Origin of the sequence: Ktedonospora formicarum, from assembly GCF_016587355.1 — a bacterium.
Taxonomy (GTDB): Bacteria; Chloroflexota; Ktedonobacteria; order Ktedonobacterales; family Ktedonobacteraceae; genus Ktedonobacter; species Ktedonobacter formicarum.
The window spans coordinates 597,882-612,184 of record NZ_BNJF01000003.1 but is presented as its reverse complement, the minus strand read 5'-3'; the positions used below and the strand labels follow the sequence as shown (position 1 = coordinate 612,184).

Annotated in this window: 16 protein-coding genes; 10 read left to right on the top strand and 6 right to left on the bottom strand. The window is 54.5% G+C overall.

What is annotated here, in order from left to right:
- Window positions 1-147: 147 nt before the first annotated feature.
- The 3 genes from K3T82_RS29180 to K3T82_RS29170 are packed head-to-tail and all read left to right on the top strand — an operon-like array spanning window position 148 to window position 2,506.
- Entirely contained in the window at window positions 148-981 is an 834-nt protein-coding gene (locus K3T82_RS29180; RefSeq protein WP_220197035.1) for an alpha/beta fold hydrolase, read from the top strand.
- Window positions 950-1,495 carry a TetR/AcrR family transcriptional regulator gene (locus K3T82_RS29175; RefSeq protein ID WP_220197034.1) on the top strand — a complete coding sequence of 182 codons (546 nt, stop codon included), beginning with the start codon at window positions 950-952 and terminating at the stop codon, window positions 1,493-1,495. The genes K3T82_RS29180 and K3T82_RS29175 overlap by 32 nt, the downstream gene beginning before the upstream one ends.
- A gap of 27 nt (window positions 1,496-1,522) precedes the next feature.
- On the top strand, window positions 1,523-2,506 hold the full coding sequence (locus K3T82_RS29170; RefSeq protein WP_220197033.1) for a quinone oxidoreductase family protein: 984 nt from the start codon (window positions 1,523-1,525) through the stop codon (window positions 2,504-2,506).
- Between the two features lie 279 nt (window positions 2,507-2,785).
- Here the strand turns inward: K3T82_RS29170 and K3T82_RS50195 are convergent, their stop codons facing one another.
- Both K3T82_RS50195 and K3T82_RS29160 read right to left on the bottom strand, forming a co-directional pair.
- Window positions 2,786-3,055 carry a transposase gene (locus K3T82_RS50195; protein ID WP_220197032.1) on the bottom strand — a complete coding sequence of 90 codons (270 nt, stop codon included), beginning with the start codon at window positions 3,053-3,055 and terminating at the stop codon, window positions 2,786-2,788.
- Window positions 3,048-3,191 (bottom strand): helix-turn-helix domain-containing protein, encoded by a 144-nt coding sequence (locus tag K3T82_RS29160; RefSeq protein ID WP_220197031.1) that lies wholly within the window; start codon window positions 3,189-3,191, stop codon window positions 3,048-3,050. Before K3T82_RS29160 ends, K3T82_RS50195 begins: the two co-directional genes overlap by 8 nt.
- A 70-nt stretch (window positions 3,192-3,261) precedes the next feature.
- Here K3T82_RS29160 and K3T82_RS29155 point away from each other — a divergent pair, with 70 nt between their 5' ends.
- Window positions 3,262-3,468, top strand: a complete 207-nt coding sequence (locus K3T82_RS29155; protein WP_220197030.1) for a hypothetical protein — start codon at window positions 3,262-3,264, stop codon at window positions 3,466-3,468.
- A gap of 79 nt (window positions 3,469-3,547) precedes the next feature.
- Here K3T82_RS29155 and K3T82_RS29150 read toward each other — a convergent pair whose 3' ends face one another.
- Window positions 3,548-3,991: a response regulator gene (locus tag K3T82_RS29150; protein ID WP_220197029.1), complete on the bottom strand. Its 444-nt coding sequence runs from the start codon at window positions 3,989-3,991 to the stop codon at window positions 3,548-3,550.
- 456 nt (window positions 3,992-4,447) lie between these two features.
- Between K3T82_RS29150 and K3T82_RS29145 the strand changes: the two genes are divergently transcribed.
- On the top strand, window positions 4,448-5,050 hold the full coding sequence (locus K3T82_RS29145) for a DUF1214 domain-containing protein (protein WP_220197028.1): 603 nt from the start codon (window positions 4,448-4,450) through the stop codon (window positions 5,048-5,050).
- Between the two features lies 1 nt (window position 5,051).
- A complete protein-coding gene (locus K3T82_RS29140; RefSeq protein WP_220197027.1) occupies window positions 5,052-5,711 on the top strand; it encodes a DUF1254 domain-containing protein in 660 nt (219 codons plus the stop codon).
- A 623-nt stretch (window positions 5,712-6,334) separates the two neighbouring features.
- Here the strand turns inward: K3T82_RS29140 and K3T82_RS29135 are convergent.
- Both K3T82_RS29135 and K3T82_RS29130 read right to left on the bottom strand, forming a co-directional pair.
- Complete coding sequence (locus K3T82_RS29135; protein ID WP_220197026.1) at window positions 6,335-6,694, bottom strand: hypothetical protein; 360 nt, start codon at window positions 6,692-6,694, stop codon at window positions 6,335-6,337.
- Window positions 6,695-6,789: 95 nt separating this feature from the next.
- A complete protein-coding gene (locus K3T82_RS29130) occupies window positions 6,790-7,983 on the bottom strand; it encodes an alpha/beta hydrolase family protein (protein ID WP_220197025.1) in 1,194 nt (397 codons plus the stop codon).
- Between the two features lie 179 nt (window positions 7,984-8,162).
- Between K3T82_RS29130 and K3T82_RS29125 the strand changes: the two genes are divergently transcribed.
- The gene (locus K3T82_RS29125) at window positions 8,163-8,723 is read left to right on the top strand and encodes a PadR family transcriptional regulator (protein WP_220197024.1); all 561 of its coding nucleotides are present in this window, start codon (window positions 8,163-8,165) and stop codon (window positions 8,721-8,723) included.
- Window positions 8,724-8,888: 165 nt separating this feature from the next.
- Here K3T82_RS29125 and K3T82_RS29120 read toward each other — a convergent pair whose 3' ends face one another.
- Window positions 8,889-9,230, bottom strand: coding sequence for a hypothetical protein (locus K3T82_RS29120; RefSeq protein WP_220197023.1), 342 nt, complete (start codon window positions 9,228-9,230; stop codon window positions 8,889-8,891).
- 376 nt (window positions 9,231-9,606) lie between these two features.
- Between K3T82_RS29120 and K3T82_RS29115 the strand changes: the two genes are divergently transcribed.
- The 3 genes from K3T82_RS29115 (at window position 9,607) to K3T82_RS29105 (ending at window position 14,225) form a co-directional block, all read left to right on the top strand.
- Window positions 9,607-10,137 (top strand): hypothetical protein, encoded by a 531-nt coding sequence (locus K3T82_RS29115; RefSeq protein ID WP_220197022.1) that lies wholly within the window; start codon window positions 9,607-9,609, stop codon window positions 10,135-10,137.
- Window positions 10,138-10,377: 240 nt separating this feature from the next.
- Window positions 10,378-13,542: a winged helix-turn-helix domain-containing protein gene (locus K3T82_RS29110; protein WP_220197021.1), complete on the top strand. Its 3,165-nt coding sequence runs from the start codon at window positions 10,378-10,380 to the stop codon at window positions 13,540-13,542.
- 104 nt (window positions 13,543-13,646) lie between these two features.
- Complete coding sequence (locus tag K3T82_RS29105) at window positions 13,647-14,225, top strand: dihydrofolate reductase family protein (protein ID WP_220197020.1); 579 nt, start codon at window positions 13,647-13,649, stop codon at window positions 14,223-14,225.
- The last annotated feature ends 78 nt before the right edge of the window (window positions 14,226-14,303 follow it).

The following is a 14,303-nucleotide window of genomic DNA, read 5'->3' as shown; positions in this document are numbered from 1 at the left end:
CACCCGAGGTCGCTTGACAGCCTCCCTTTTCGCCTGTTATGCTATGACCGACTAGTCGGTCATAGCTAATGGATAGCAGCTTCCCTCTGTTGTCTTTAGGCCAGGAGCAGCAGCGCGCAGGTTCCCGGTCTTTCGAAGGAGATACTCATGCTTACGATCGAAACACGTGTTGGACGCGTCGCGTATGAGGAGCAAGGGGCAGGTCTTCCGCTCGTGCTCCTGTCCGCAAATCCAGGCGATCATCATCATTTTGACAGCATCGTGCCCCAGCTTTCGCGTTCTTTCCGCACGATTGCCCTGGACTGGCCCGGCTACGGTAACTCTCCTGCGCCAGAGCCGCCTCAGTCGGCCTCGGCCATGTTCCTAGCCGATGTGCTGGAGGAGGTGGTAGATAGTCTGCACCTGGAGTCGGCCTTTTTTTTAGGCAACTCGGTTGGTGGCTACGCGGCAGCACGGCTTGCCATCCGGCATCCCGAGCGCGTACGCGCGCTCATCCTGGTGGATTCGGGCGGGTTTAGTCCGCCAACGCTCTTTATACGGCTGGGCTGCTGGCTCAAAGGGCGCGAGTTCGTGACCCGCCTGATGGCGACGAGCTTTGCCAGGTTCTATCTCAAACGGCGCACGCCTCTGGTGAACCGGCTGATTGCCGAGATCGACGCGGGGCGGGCCATCCCCTCACGCATCGCCGTCGATGCTGCCATCTGGCGCAGTTTTACCCGCCCCGACCATGATTTGCGCGCGGCGGCGGCTCAGATCCTCGCCCCCACCCTGCTGATCTACGGACGTTTTGACCCGGTGATCCGAGATGGGGACAACGCGCGCGCGAGTATTCCGCATGCCCAGTATGTGGTGATGGAAACCGGTCACGAACCCTTTGCGGAGGATCCTGACGCCTTCCTCAAAGCGCTTGAAGCCTTTTTCCTTTCCATTCCCGACGATCGGAGGTCCCATGTCTCATCCCACTCGTCAGGCGCTCGTTGACGCAGGACTTGATCTGGCCACCAGCGGTGGCCTCTCTCGCCTCACGGTCGATGCCGTTGTCAACAAGGCGGGCGTTGCAAAAGGCACGTTTTATGTGCATTTTCCTGACCGCACCGCTTTCCTGGTGGCGCTGCACGTACAGTTTTATGAGCGGCTGCGTGACGCTCTTCTCCAGGCCATTGCCCCACTCTCCCCTGGCGCTGAGCGGCTACGCAAGAGCATGGAAACCTACCTGGATGGCTGCCTGCACGAGCGAGCCGTCAAAGCTCTCTTGTTAGAAGCACGCTCTGAGCCGCTCATCGCTGCAGAGGTGCAACGGCGTAGCGGGGAATTCGCCGCTATAGCACAGGCAGACTTTCAGGCTATGGGCTGGCCTGATGCTGAAATCAGCGCCCGTTTCTTTGCCGCTCTGGGTGCCGAGACGGCCCTGGTGGAACTGGAAACTGGACGCAACGAAGCTGCACGGCGCGCCCTCTGGCATTTCGCGCGCATTGAAGAAGCCTCGCAAGAGTAACCTCACAGCTATGAAAGGAGATACAGGATGAAAATTGTTCGCTTTTACGAATGTGGTGAACCGGATGTGCTGCGGCTGGAGGAAACCGCGATCCCTCACCCCAAAGCCGGGCAGGTGTTGCTCCAAGTTGAAGCGAGTGGCGTCAACTATACTGATGTTGACCACCGCCGCAGTTCCTCTGCCTCAAGAGAACCGCTCACTTTCCCCTCTACCCCAGGAGTAGAGGTCGTCGGCGTCATCGTCGAAGCGGGCGAAGGCGCAACGGCTCTTCCTATGGGAACACGGGTGATCGGGTTGCTCTCGCACGGTGGTTATGCTGAATATGTGGCGGTGCCAGCCGCCTCAATCATTCCAGTGCCTCCTGGTCTGGATGCCGCTCAGGCAGTGGCCCTCCCTATCCAGGGACTGACCGCCTATCACATTCTCGCTACTTTGGGGCACATCCAGCCAGGGGAGCGTATTCTCATTCAGGCGGCGGCAGGCGGCGTGGGCACGCTGGCCGTTCAACTCGCCAGGCTCCTGGAAGCCGGGCAGATCATCGCCACCGCTAGCACCCCGGCGAAACTTGACCTCGCTTTGTCGCTGGGCGCAGATGCGGGCATCAACTATACCCAGCCAGACTGGGCCACGCAGGTCTTGCAGGCCACCGATGGCAAAGGGGTTGACCTCATCCTGGACATGATTGGCGGGGTGCAGTTTTCTGAGAACTTCACGTGTCTCGCCCCACTGGGGCGCATCGTCACGTTCGGCAAAGCCAGCGGGCAGCGCGCGGTCATCGACCCCGAAAAGCTGACGGCGCGTTGCTCCACCGTGACCGGCTTCTACGCGGGATATGTCGCAACGCGCCCCCATCTCGTGGTGCCAGCGTTGAAAAAGCTGTTCCAGTATGTGCTGGCGGGGCAGTTGCACGTGCAGGTCCATCACCAATTTCCATTGGAGGAAGCCGCAGACGCGCATCGCTTGATGGAGACGCGCCAGAGCACCGGCAAAATCGTGCTGCTCCCTGGGTAGCACAGGAACTAAAGGCGGCTGCGTGAAATGAGCTTCCTCTCATCGACGCCGGTACGTGGGCTTCGAGACACGTCTGTTTCCCCTCGCATTGGTGTTGAGGGAGGAAGGAAACCACACGCAGTTATTCATTCAGGAAGGAAATTGGAGCGCATGAGGACCGTGTGGGCGACTGTCCATATCTGCTGGCTAACGCCCCACGCCTTTCTCTTCGTAAATGAACGGAGTTGGCTGCCCCTCGATGCATGGATACATCTCAAGAAACCAAGGGTTTTGAGACAACTATCCTCCTGCTTGGGGAAGGTAGCCACCATGCCGGAACCAGCCCTGTGCATCCTGTGCTGTCGCTGTTCGTAGTGCTTGAACAATGGCTTCTTGCAGCGCTTCACGCGTGCGAGCTCCAGCCCGACGCAGGGAGATCTTCAGTTTCGAGAAGGTTTCTTCAATCGGCGAGAAGTCCGGCGAGTAGCTCGGCAAAAAGAGGAGCTGGCATCCCCTGGCCTGGATCAACTCCTCCACCCGCGCGGACTTGTGGGCTGCCAGGTTATCCATTCTCGCGTCGTTGCTTGAGATACCGCTTGATCGTGGCTCGTGAAACTCCAAAGAGTTTGATGATGTCTGTTCGCTTGTATCCCTGATCAACAGCTCGCGCTACCCGTTCTCTTAAGTCTTGTGAGTAGGCTCTCATCAGCTCTCTTCTTTCCGTCCTTGCTCGATTCTCTGGTCCTTTTTCCTATTCTATCATTGGCTCAAGCTTTTTGCCAGCCGCGGTAGGGCAGCTTCGCTTGCTCAAGCACGCACAAGCGATCAGCGAATCGGCTGTTTTATTTACTGAGCAATATGAAGTGATGGCGAAAATCGAGATACGCGGTCAAGTCCGGCTGGAGGATACGACCACCTGTCTCGTCTTAGATTGGGTAACAGTCTCACAGCTTGATGACATGTTCGATCTACTTGGTTTATGAGATGCGACGGAACTGGAAGCCGATGAACGCCTCTTGTGGGCCTCACCCGAAAGAGGGGAGGCAAAGCCCTCAGAGCCTCCTATGCTTCCTCCCTACTATGAAGTGTCGCTCCCTCCAGCTTAAATGCCTGGTTGATCGTTTCTAGAAGGAGATCGATATCAAAAGGTTTGTACAAAATTTGAATACCTTGCGAAACTAAGTAGCCTTCTTGCTCTTGCACCTCGTTAATAGCGGCTGTACACACGATTACAGGGATTCGGGCTGTGGGATGGTGCATTTTGAGGAGCTGGAGCATTTGCCAGCCAATCTTCTGAGCACCAAAAATGAAGTCAAGAATGATAAGGTCTGGCTGAATATGCTCAATCTCTTGTACCTTCTGGAGAGGGAAAGATGAGAGGATCACTTCAAACCCTTCAAATTCTAAGATTTCCCGAAACATCTCAAGAATAGACTGTGTGTCATTCACGACAAGTATTCTTTGTTTGGTTTGTTTCTGCTTTTCCGCTTCCAGTTTCTCTGCCATATCTGACCTCCTCATAGGTCAATCACGTTTCGAGTAACCCTTGGGTGGACACGTGCGAAAGCGCGTTGTCCCGCTCCTTTTCTTGATGGGAAAAGGAGCGGGACAACCCTGAAGATAAGGCCGCCAGAAGCGATGGATGCAATATTTATTTCCATTTCTTCTTAAGGATAAACGCGAAGGATGATAGGTCACCTGTCGCACGCTTATCGTAAAGAGAGAGGCAAGAATGTGCAAAATGCGGTGGCTCTTATAGATATGGTGCACTTGAACTAGTGTCGTCTGATGTCACCTGAAGTTGTGAGGGACCGAGAAAGACTGACATAAGACATGACGGAAGTGTTGGGGATCACGATCTAGGAGCGTAGAGTGGGAAGAAGGATAGAAATCTTCATTGAAAGGTGAAATTTGACGCTTCGATGCCTGGGAAAACTGCATCCCATCAGGTATACTCGGGGTATGGTAAATATTCTCACCATGCTCGCCGGCTCACATGTTGTGCAAGGAATTATCGTCGGCGCCGTGTTAGCGTTTCTCACGGCCAATATCATTATGAACGCGGTGGTGAAAGCCATGACCACGACCGTTAACGGGTGGAGCACCACCACCAAATGCGGCCAGCCCGGCAATGGCATCCTCCTACGGGCCGCTTGCGCCAGAAACCTGCCCGCCGTCAATGTGGTGCAAGAGGCTGCGTACTGGACGACGACTGTCGACGGTGCGGGGCACAGGCTCTCCGGCCAGCGCAATTACGTCCTGCATTTTCCTGAAGGACAACTCCCGCCCAACGATGCATTCTGGTCGCTGACCATGACCGATGTGGTTGGGTACATGGTCAGCAACCCCATCGATCGCTCTAGCGTCGGCACTCGCTCTGGCCTGGTGCAGAACGCCGATGGCTCACTTGACATTTATATGCAGAGCACGGCTCCCGCTGGGCACGAGTCCAACTGGCTGCCGGCACCGACAGGCTACTTCAAGCTGATGCTGCGCGCGTACCTGCCCGGCCGTGCTGTCCTCGACGGTGAGTACCACGTGCCACCAGTCATGAAAGTGTCATGAGATGAACAGGTTGATTCTAAAATACAAATATCCCATCACGTTCGCCATCCTGGCAGTTCTCGCCTGGGTCGTCTATAGGTATTTCTCGCTTGGGGGAAGCCAGCTCATTTCGTTCGTCGTTGTAGCAGTTCTCGTCTGGGGACTCGGCACGTTCGTCTTCCTTTATTTTTGGCCGTCTATCACGTACAGTGCCTACAAAAGAGCGGTCGTTGTGCATGGGCTCGGCGGCGACCCCATCCCCATCAATACGCTTTACGCGGTGCCCACTCCCTCTTCGCCCTCAGCGTCAAACTCCAGCTTATTAGCAACAGGGACCGACGATGTACTCTACATCGGCGGCTTGCTCGACCTCTCCAAAGGGCCGCAAATCTTGCACGTTCCGGACATGGCGGGCCGTTACTACAGCGTGCAGTTTACTGATCCGTCGGACGGCACGAATTTTGCCTATGTCGGCAAACGCACCACGGGAACTGAGGCAGGCGATTACCTCATTATTGGGCCGAGCTGGGAAGGAACCGTGTCGCAGACAATGACACAGATTGCTTCACCGCACAATTCGGTGCTCGTTATTGGTCGTGTATTTGTCGAGAGCGACAGTGATCTGCCGACTGCCTACGGACTTGCGAAGCAGATCCAGCTCACAGCACTCAGTCACTGCTAACCCAATGTGTTTCAGGATTTGCGCTACAGAGGCGCATAAGCAATTTATTTACAAGAATCTCTGGCTTCTACCCTGGATTTAGAGCGGTTTTCGAGGCGCCGAGGCGTCAAGTTTCACTGAAAGGTGAAACTTTCCATCCTTCAATGCAAAATTGGTCAGCCCTTCAGTGCATTTACCAAGAATCTTCTCGCGGTTTGAAGCCACGGCAACAAAAGGGCCACCCCAGAGTCGGTCGGCCTATAGACGTACAAAATCCTATAGTGGTTTCTCGGCAACATTTCTCCTTTCCTTGAGGTCAAGAGTAGAGTGGGAAAAATACTTGCTTGTCGTTCTTTGTCCCACTTGAGAGGCGTCTTGTAGCAGGTAGCGTTCAGTATGACCAAGGGGCGCGAAGAAGAAGGAGCACCCATCTCATTCTCTTGACAACGGTCTCTCAATGGCAGTCAGTAGATTGTGACCATTGAGAGACCATATCCACACAATAGGGACTCTTATTCCTTCGCGAGCACGTAGGCACGCTCCTTCTCACGTCCTGCTCGATCAACGGGATCAAATATGTCGCTTCATCCCTTGAGATCCCATGAAAGAAGGGGGAAAGCTCAAACATAGCTTCCCCTGCACCTTCATGAGAGCAGTTTCACTTCTTGTTCGTCCCACATCGCAAACAATGATTGCATCTCAGCCCCTACGTAGGCACCAACCACTCTTACATGTCGGTGCACTAATTGGACGCCTACGATGATCGAGGTAAACTCGTCTTCTACTCGTAGTCGGGCAATGCTCTCTTTTTCCCCTCTGAGCATCACAAAGCCGTTGAGATCACTCCCATGGGGCTCTAGAGCGATGGCCTCAAAGCTCTCGATCTTTCCTTCTCGTTGCAGGCGGATGCAGTAGTGCATCGCCGCATTGAGCGTTGCTGCCGCAGCCTTTTCACGCCCAGGGATGATTTCACCCCAACCAACCAATAAAGCGCCTTTTGCCATATCAAAACTTCCTTTCCTCCTAATCTGCTTCCCACGAGGTATGGACCTCTGCTAGAGGCTAGCGGGAATGCATCTCTCGTTATAAGTACATCTGGCTATCCTAACGTCTGATCAAGCCATGCAAAGAGTTCCTGGTTTAGACGAGTAAGCGCCCCAAAATGGCAGTGTGCTCCTGCTCCTTCTTCACTGGAAAAGGCAAGATAGGTCTTGGGGCAGGTGACAGCATCATAGAGCTTCCTGGCTTGCCCTTGGAAAAAGAGGTCCTCTTGGGCATCACAGACCAATAATGGACAGGTGATCTGCTCGGCACATCCCTGCATGGTATAGTGCCTGGCTTCTTGCATGACCTCAAAAGGCGATGAGGCAGCAAACGTCCACATGCCTTGTGCTATTGACCAGCGCAACAATGTATTCTGCTGGCTTTGCGCGTGAGCAAGTGCATTAGCCACCGCTTCTTGTTCTTGAGAAGAGTGCCCGGTCGGCGGCAACGACATCATCTTCTCAATCGCCTCCCCAAAGGAATAAATGCCATCAATTGCCACACATGCCGCCAGGCGATGCTCATAGGCAGCCGCGCGAGGAGCCAGATACCCACCCAGGCTGATGCCAAGCAACACAAGACGACTGGGATCGACCTCAGGGCGGGAAATCACATAATCAACTACTGGAGTAATGACGGCTTCCCAATCGGGGCGAAATGGCACGTGTTGTTGGCGAATCACGCTTCCCTGCCCAGGTCCCTCGAAGGCAAGACAATGGTAGCCGCGTGCTAATGCCGCATACACATGTTCGCAGTAGAGTTCCTCTCCAGTAGAGTCGTAGCCACCATGCAGAATCAGGGTTGGCCTTGGCGTCTCTGAAGCATCGACACGATAGAAATAGCCTGGCAGCGTCGTTCCTTCATAAGGAATCTCGACTTCTTCATAGGGTGACTCAAAAAGAGCAAGTGCCTGACGGAAACAGGATCGACTCTGCTCCCATGTTGGCAAACTGCGGGCATCGTCGGGAGTGATGTGCAGATAGAATTCGGCGCACCGGTAGTAATTGGATGCTCGCAGATAGGACTCCCGCGCGCTGATACGTTCACCACGCGCTAACGAGGCATCGGCAAAGGCGTGGACACGCTCCGCCGTCCGTTTCCACTCGGTATACCAACTCTGGGTATCTCCTTCGCGAATGCGTGATGCCGTTGAGAGGCATTCGCCTATGTCGGCTCCCCCAGAAACGGAGTAGCCCAGGGCACGCAGCAATTCAAAGTCAAATGAATGATCCTCAAAAACAAGGCTCATAGATTCATCTCCTTCCTCTATCAGCAGACGTTGAGACAGAACAAGCAGTTACCCGAACGCCTACCATGTATACCTCAATGTATATATATTAAATTTGATATATTGCAATTCTAAACGAGAATTACTACAATGTCAAGTAGGATATATATTAAATTTGATATAAAGAGAGGTGAAAGCAATTGAGCCCCGTTCGCTATGCGCTCTTAAGCCTGCTTGCACGTGAACCGTTGACTGGGTATGATCTGGCGCAGCTTCTCAATGCGCGTATCGCTCCTTTCTGGCCGGTTCGCTACAATCAGATCTATCCAGAACTTGCGCGTCTGGAAGAAGAAGGATTGTTGAAGCACCATGCCGTCGAGTCAACTTCTTACCGACCCACGAAAAAGGTCTATGAGATGACGGCAGCCGGGAGAGAAGCATTACGAGAGTGGGTGTTACTTCCCGTTGAGCCGACCGTCATGCGTGATGAATTCTTGTTGAAGATCTACAACCTCTGGCTGCTAGAGCCAGAGGAAACCATCCATCAACTGCATGAACAGAGAGCATTGCACGCTGAGCGCGCCAAAGCGTACGAAGAACATCTGGAAGAGGTAAAAATACAGATGGGACCAAACACTCAGAACCACCGCGATCCTCTCTTTGCCAGTATTGCCGTGATTGAAGCAGGGATGACCTATGAACGGCAATATGTTGTCTGGTGTGATCATGTGCTCAGCCTACTAGCGTCGGAGGTGCCATAACACGATATGCATTTCTCATGGCGGTGCTTGTGGAAAGCACAAAGGAACATCATCCGAAAATCTTTCCACAAGCACCAGCAGAGGCTAGCAGGGATTGATCGAGGGTTTGTGTATCAGGCGAAGACCGGCGAGACATCCATGTAGATACGGAGATCTTGAACGAGGTTATCTCTCTTGCGCAAGATTGACGTGCAGGGAAGAGAGGCAACCTTCCCATCGTGGCGCGTGTAATCGATGAAATGTTGGTGGCCCAGAAAGAGTTGGGTTGACGAGGATGCTGGGCCAACTGAGAAAGTTGGACGTGCTCATTCTAGATGAACTGGGATTCATTCCATTGAGCCCGCGATGGAGCGCCTGCTCGCGAAACTCGAGGGCTGACGCCCTGAATTGTACATGGCGAGTCGGCAGCCCAAACCAGGGAGACGCGCGCAACGCGTCCGCCGCTCCTCGCACAGCGAGCATCGTGTTGTCAAGCCGTGCTTCCTTAGCGAATATACCATACTCCATATGCACGCATTCGCGCCCTCTACCTCTCGCCCTCCCCTTTCCAGTTTTCCACTTGCTCAGATGAGGCGAGAGCAGTTTCTTCCCTCTGCGCGTCTTGTGTTTGGGCATGTGAGATGGTATCATATTGATCTCATCACTTTCTCCGATTGGTTGCCTGTGTGACCAGGGAGAAGCTTTGCTGCAGCCTTTTCGTTACGCTGCACATATGCGCGGAGAACTGGCGCGTGGAGCAACGGAGCCGAGAAGATGTGGTGAGTGGTACAAGGTCAGGACTTCGCACGATGCAAGCCAGGTGTAGAGTCAGGGCAAGCAAGGCACGAAAAGCCCGGAAGTTGGTCAGTCGAGACCACTTCCACGAGCAGCCAGGGAGGCTGACGTGGCACTATCACGGGATTGGATCCGGAAGCGGACGCCGGATCAGATCAAGGATCTGCTGGAAACGCAGGTCAAGGGGATCAAGGTCGAATGGCTGACCCGCGAGCAGTTCGAGGCGCTGACGCGCCAGCAGATCGGATGGCTGCCGAAGGAGCAGTACCAGAAGATCAAGGTCGAGTGGCTGACCCGCGAGCAGTTCGAGGGGCAGAGCGGTGGGCTGCTCGACAAGCTCACCAGGGGGCAGGTCCAGAACCTGCTGTACTGGCAGCTCAGGGCGTTGACGTCGTGGCAGGTCGCCGGCCTCAACGTCGGATGGCTGACCGTCGAGCAGATTCAGTATCTGCCCGTCAGTTTGCTCACGAGCTTCCCGGCCATGCAGCTCCGCCAACTGACGGTCAAGCACGCAGAGCATATGACGGAGGATCAGGCCGCTCAGATGCGCGAGCAGATCGAGCGGCTGCGCAGGAGTGATCGCGTTCTGTGGATGGATCTACAGGTGCTGCTTCCGGCACTCAATCGGCCGCGTCGCTGACCAACCATCACCATCACATCAGCACCACAACGGATGGCCCTCCTGGGACACCCCAGGGGGCCGCCCCGTTGTGGGGATCATGACGCCCTTTGAGTGGCGCCGGTAAGAACTTGTTTATGTCTCTCATTTCTGCTATACTCACCCGTGTTGGGGACCTGGGAAAAGCCTGTTGGGGATCTGCTGTCCTGGTGGGTACCTGTGGTTTCTCTTTTGATGCCTCTTGTTGTGTTCAAGGAGTCTATGCCAAATCCGTCTGCTCATACACTCATCTGGTCTGCTGAGAACCACCGCTATTTGCTCTATACCCCTGATCATCCACCGCAGGTGATCACGTCGGAAAACGAGGACGTGTGGCATGCCTGGTTGGACACGCATTCCTCTTTTTCCTTTCAGGGGCAACACGGTCATCTCAACGTCCTCAAAGAGACTCGGGCACGTGGAACTGGCTACTGGTATGCCTACTCCAAAAGCGCCGGTCAGACCTCCAAGCGCTATCTCGGACACAGTGCAAAGATCACCCTCGCGCGTTTAGAGGAGATAGCCCATATCCTCCAGAAACACCATTCGGAACATGCGCAGGCCGCTCCTGCCCTTATCTCCACGCAGACAGCGCATGTGAGCGAGGAAACCTCTCGTGGCATGCTCCAGCAAGGGAGCGAACTCCGGGAAACAATGGTTGTGACCAGATTTTCTCCCCCACGTCCGCCTGCCCCGCTCGTGGTCCGAGAACGATTGCTCTCTCTGTTAGATGCTGCCTTCTCTCGTCCTCTGACCTTGCTCTCTGCCTCCGCAGGGTGGGGCAAGACCACCCTGCTCTCCGCCTGGGCGCATCAACATCCTCATGCTATTGCTTGGCTCTCATTGGAAACGTTGGACAATGACCCCAGACGCTTCTGGCTTTCAATCATCGCTGCCCTGCGCCGATGTCGACCAGCGATTGGTGGGCGTGTGCTCACTTTGCTACAAGCACCGACCCCTGAACCGCTTTCTCTGAGCGTGACGACCCTGCTCAACGAGTTGGCAGAGAGGAATGAAGAGCCGCTCCTGCTGATCCTGGACGACTATCATGTGATTGAGGAGGCGACGATTCACACCTTTCTGGCCTTCTTTCTAGAGCATCTGCCGATTCACGTCCATCTGGTGCTCGCGAGCCGTGTTGATCCTGATCTTCCCCTTGCTCGCTTCCGTGTGCGTGGTTCTTTGGGCGAGATTCGCACCACCGATCTGCGCTTTACGCGGGAAGAAACACAGCATTTTCTTACACAGCGCATGGAACTCGCTCTCTCGGAGACGGATGTTGGGCTGCTGCAAACGCGTACCGAGGGCTGGATTGCCAGCTTGCAATTGGCCGCCCTTGTGCTCCAGAACCATGCTGACCCATCCATCTATGTGCAAACACTGAGCGGAAGCCAGCGCTTCGTGCTCGATTACCTGCGCGAAGAGATCCTTGCCAGCCTGTCAGCAGAACTGCAAGCCTTCTTGTTACAAACGAGCTGGCTGAACCCGCTGAGTGCCTCGCTCTGCGATGCCGTCAGGGGAAGAGAGGATAGTGCGCGCCTACTCGAACAGGTGGAACGAGCCAATCTGTTTCTCCAACCCCTCGATGAGCGTCGGCAGTGGTACCGCTATCATGCCCTCTGGGCGCAAGCCATGCAACATGAAGCACGGCTTCGCCTGGGAGCAGCCGCGCTTCGTGTATTGAGGAGCAAAGCGAGTCAATGGTATGAGCAACAGCAGATGCTTCCTGAAGCAATAGAAGCAGCGCTTGCTGGGGAAGATTTTGGTCGTGCGGCGTCGCTGATCGAGCGCTTTGTCATCCCGCAGAGTTTTCGCAATGCGTACCATACATTGTCTCGTTGGCTGAAACAACTGCCTGAGGAGATCGTGCGAGCCCAACCAGATCTCTGTCTCCTGTTTGTCCTCGCGTTGACGTTTACAACCGATCGGCGTTCGTCTGAAACCTGGGAACAGGTCGAACGGCTTCTTCAGTGGGCGAAGCAGGGTTTTGAGGCAACACGACAGTGGGAGCAACTGGGGGAAGCACTGCAACTGCACGCCGAACTGGCCTTTTTTCAAGGGGATCTCGAAGACGCGTTGCCATTGTCTCGTCAGGCTCGACCGCTGCTTTCCGAACATAGTCTGATGTATCCGGACAATGTTGGGTGGAGTGGATTAGAAGCCTTTCTGGCAGGCGAGATGGAGGCAGCCTGGTCGCGCCTTCTCGAAGCGTACAGGAGAGCGAAAAATCTCAGTCTGTTCTCCTCGGCGATTTCCGCGTCCCTTCTGTTGAGTGCCGTATGCTTGGAACAGGGCAATCTGCGCAGGGCCTCATACTATTGCCGGCAAGCTCTTACTCATATGAATCAAGATCAGGAGATATCCCGCCAGCAATTGCTCTTGGAAACAGGGGAGGAAGAGCCTTTCTTCGCCTCCTGGGCCTATCATTGTCTTGCTCAACTTTCGTATGAGTGCAATGAGCTGGCAGATGCGCGGCAGACGTTGTCTCAAGCTCTGGCGCTCCGAGAGAAGCCGGAGACAGGGGTTCACGTTCTGGCATCGGGTTCGTTTATCCAGGCTCGCTTGTTGCATGCTGGTGGAGAGACCACTCTGGCTCAGGATGTACTCTCACAATGGGAGATGCATACGCATTCCCCCTGGTCTTTGAGAGTACTACGCGTCTACCGGGCACGACTCCAACTGGCCGCTGGAGATCCGTCAGCAATCGAACTATGGGCACAGGAAAAGGATCAGGCGTTCAGCTCCCAGGCACCCGAGTTGGAGGAAGAGCTTCCACTTATGCTCCAGCAAGAAGAAGCGCTGCTCCTCGTGCGGTTGCATATTGCGCAAAAGAGGGGAGAGGCTGCGTTGAACGAGTTGGCCCCCTGGAAAGAGAAGGCTCTGGCTCAGGGACGCAAACACAGCGTTCTGGAAATCCAGATTCTGGAGGCTCTAGCCCACTTCGTCCGTCAAGAACACAGCCAGGCGAGAATCTCTCTTCTCCATGCCTTGCGACTGGCCCACTCTGAAAACTATCAACGCCTCTTTCTGGATGAAGGTCCAGCGATGGAAGCGCTGCTGAACATGCTATTGCCAGAACTCCGCGAGACTTCCCTGATCTCCCATGCGCGAACCTTGCTGAGCGCATTTGCTCAGGAATCAGGTGCTCAGCCCAAAGAAGAGACGGCGTCTATCAGGAAGGATGTGCTGCTCTTGGAGCCACTCAGCGAGCAGGAACAACGGATTCTCCGCTTGCTGGTCGCCGGGCGCTCCAATCCAGAGATCGCCAACGCCCTGGTGATCTCTGTCAATACTGTGAAAACCCATGTCCAAAGCCTCTACCGCAAGCTGGATGTCCATAATCGTGTGGAAGCAAGCTCGGTGGCGCAGCGCCTCTCCTTACTCTAACTTTCCCCATTCTCCGCTCACCCATTTACAACCACTCCATCGGGCGATCACAACTCACCCGATGGGGCTGTATCCTTCAACTATCCCGAATGAAAGGAAAACAATTGAGAAAACTTGTTTACTATGTTGCATCGACCTTAGATGGTTACATCGCCGGACCAGCCGGCCAGTACGATTTTTTTCCAGCCGCTGATAGAGCCACTGATCTTTTCCCCTATCTTTTCGAGGAATTCCCAGAGACGCTCCCTGCCCCTGCCCGCGCTCACTTCGAAATCAGCGCTGCCAATAAACATTTTGATACGGTTGTCATGGGGCGTGGAACGTATGAACCAGGTTTGAAGGCGGGTCTAACCAGTCCCTATCCACAGCTCCGCCAGATCGTCATAAGTTCCAGCCTGTCAGCAGAGATCGATCCTTCCGTCGAATTTATCTCTAGCGACCCTCTCAAGAAGGTTCAAGAACTCAAGCAGGAAGAGGGGATGGATATCTGGCTCTGTGGAGGTGGTAAGCTTGCTCAACAGCTTCTCCCTGAAATAGATGAACTTATTCTGAAGCTCAATCCTATCGTGATTGGCAATGGTATACCGCTTTTTTCTGGTCAGTTTCAGGTAAAGAAGTTTCGTCTGGTTTCTTCGAAGACCTTTGAGAGTGGTGTGATGATTTTCCAGTACCATAAACTCTAGCAGGCCAAAGCATTGGTTGAAGGAGGAACACATCTCCACTATGTTACAACGTATTCAGACAGCTCGACTTCAATTTAT

Coding starts and splice junctions, on each gene's coding strand:
- K3T82_RS50195 (WP_220197032.1), bottom strand. CDS start 3,055: ATGGATAACCTGGCAGCCCACAAGTCCGCGCGGGTGGAGGAGTTGATC.
- K3T82_RS29140 (WP_220197027.1), top strand. CDS start 5,052: ATGAACAGGTTGATTCTAAAATACAAATATCCCATCACGTTCGCCATC.
- K3T82_RS29130 (WP_220197025.1), bottom strand. CDS start 7,983: ATGAGCCTTGTTTTTGAGGATCATTCATTTGACTTTGAATTGCTGCGT.
- K3T82_RS29110 (WP_220197021.1), top strand. CDS start 10,378: ATGCCAAATCCGTCTGCTCATACACTCATCTGGTCTGCTGAGAACCAC.
- K3T82_RS29135 (WP_220197026.1), bottom strand. CDS start 6,694: ATGGCAAAAGGCGCTTTATTGGTTGGTTGGGGTGAAATCATCCCTGGG.
- K3T82_RS29120 (WP_220197023.1), bottom strand. CDS start 9,230: ATGGAGTATGGTATATTCGCTAAGGAAGCACGGCTTGACAACACGATG.
- K3T82_RS29160 (WP_220197031.1), bottom strand. CDS start 3,191: ATGAGAGCCTACTCACAAGACTTAAGAGAACGGGTAGCGCGAGCTGTT.
- K3T82_RS29170 (WP_220197033.1), top strand. CDS start 1,523: ATGAAAATTGTTCGCTTTTACGAATGTGGTGAACCGGATGTGCTGCGG.
- K3T82_RS29150 (WP_220197029.1), bottom strand. CDS start 3,991: ATGGCAGAGAAACTGGAAGCGGAAAAGCAGAAACAAACCAAACAAAGA.
- K3T82_RS29180 (WP_220197035.1), top strand. CDS start 148: ATGCTTACGATCGAAACACGTGTTGGACGCGTCGCGTATGAGGAGCAA.
- K3T82_RS29145 (WP_220197028.1), top strand. CDS start 4,448: ATGGTAAATATTCTCACCATGCTCGCCGGCTCACATGTTGTGCAAGGA.
- K3T82_RS29175 (WP_220197034.1), top strand. CDS start 950: ATGTCTCATCCCACTCGTCAGGCGCTCGTTGACGCAGGACTTGATCTG.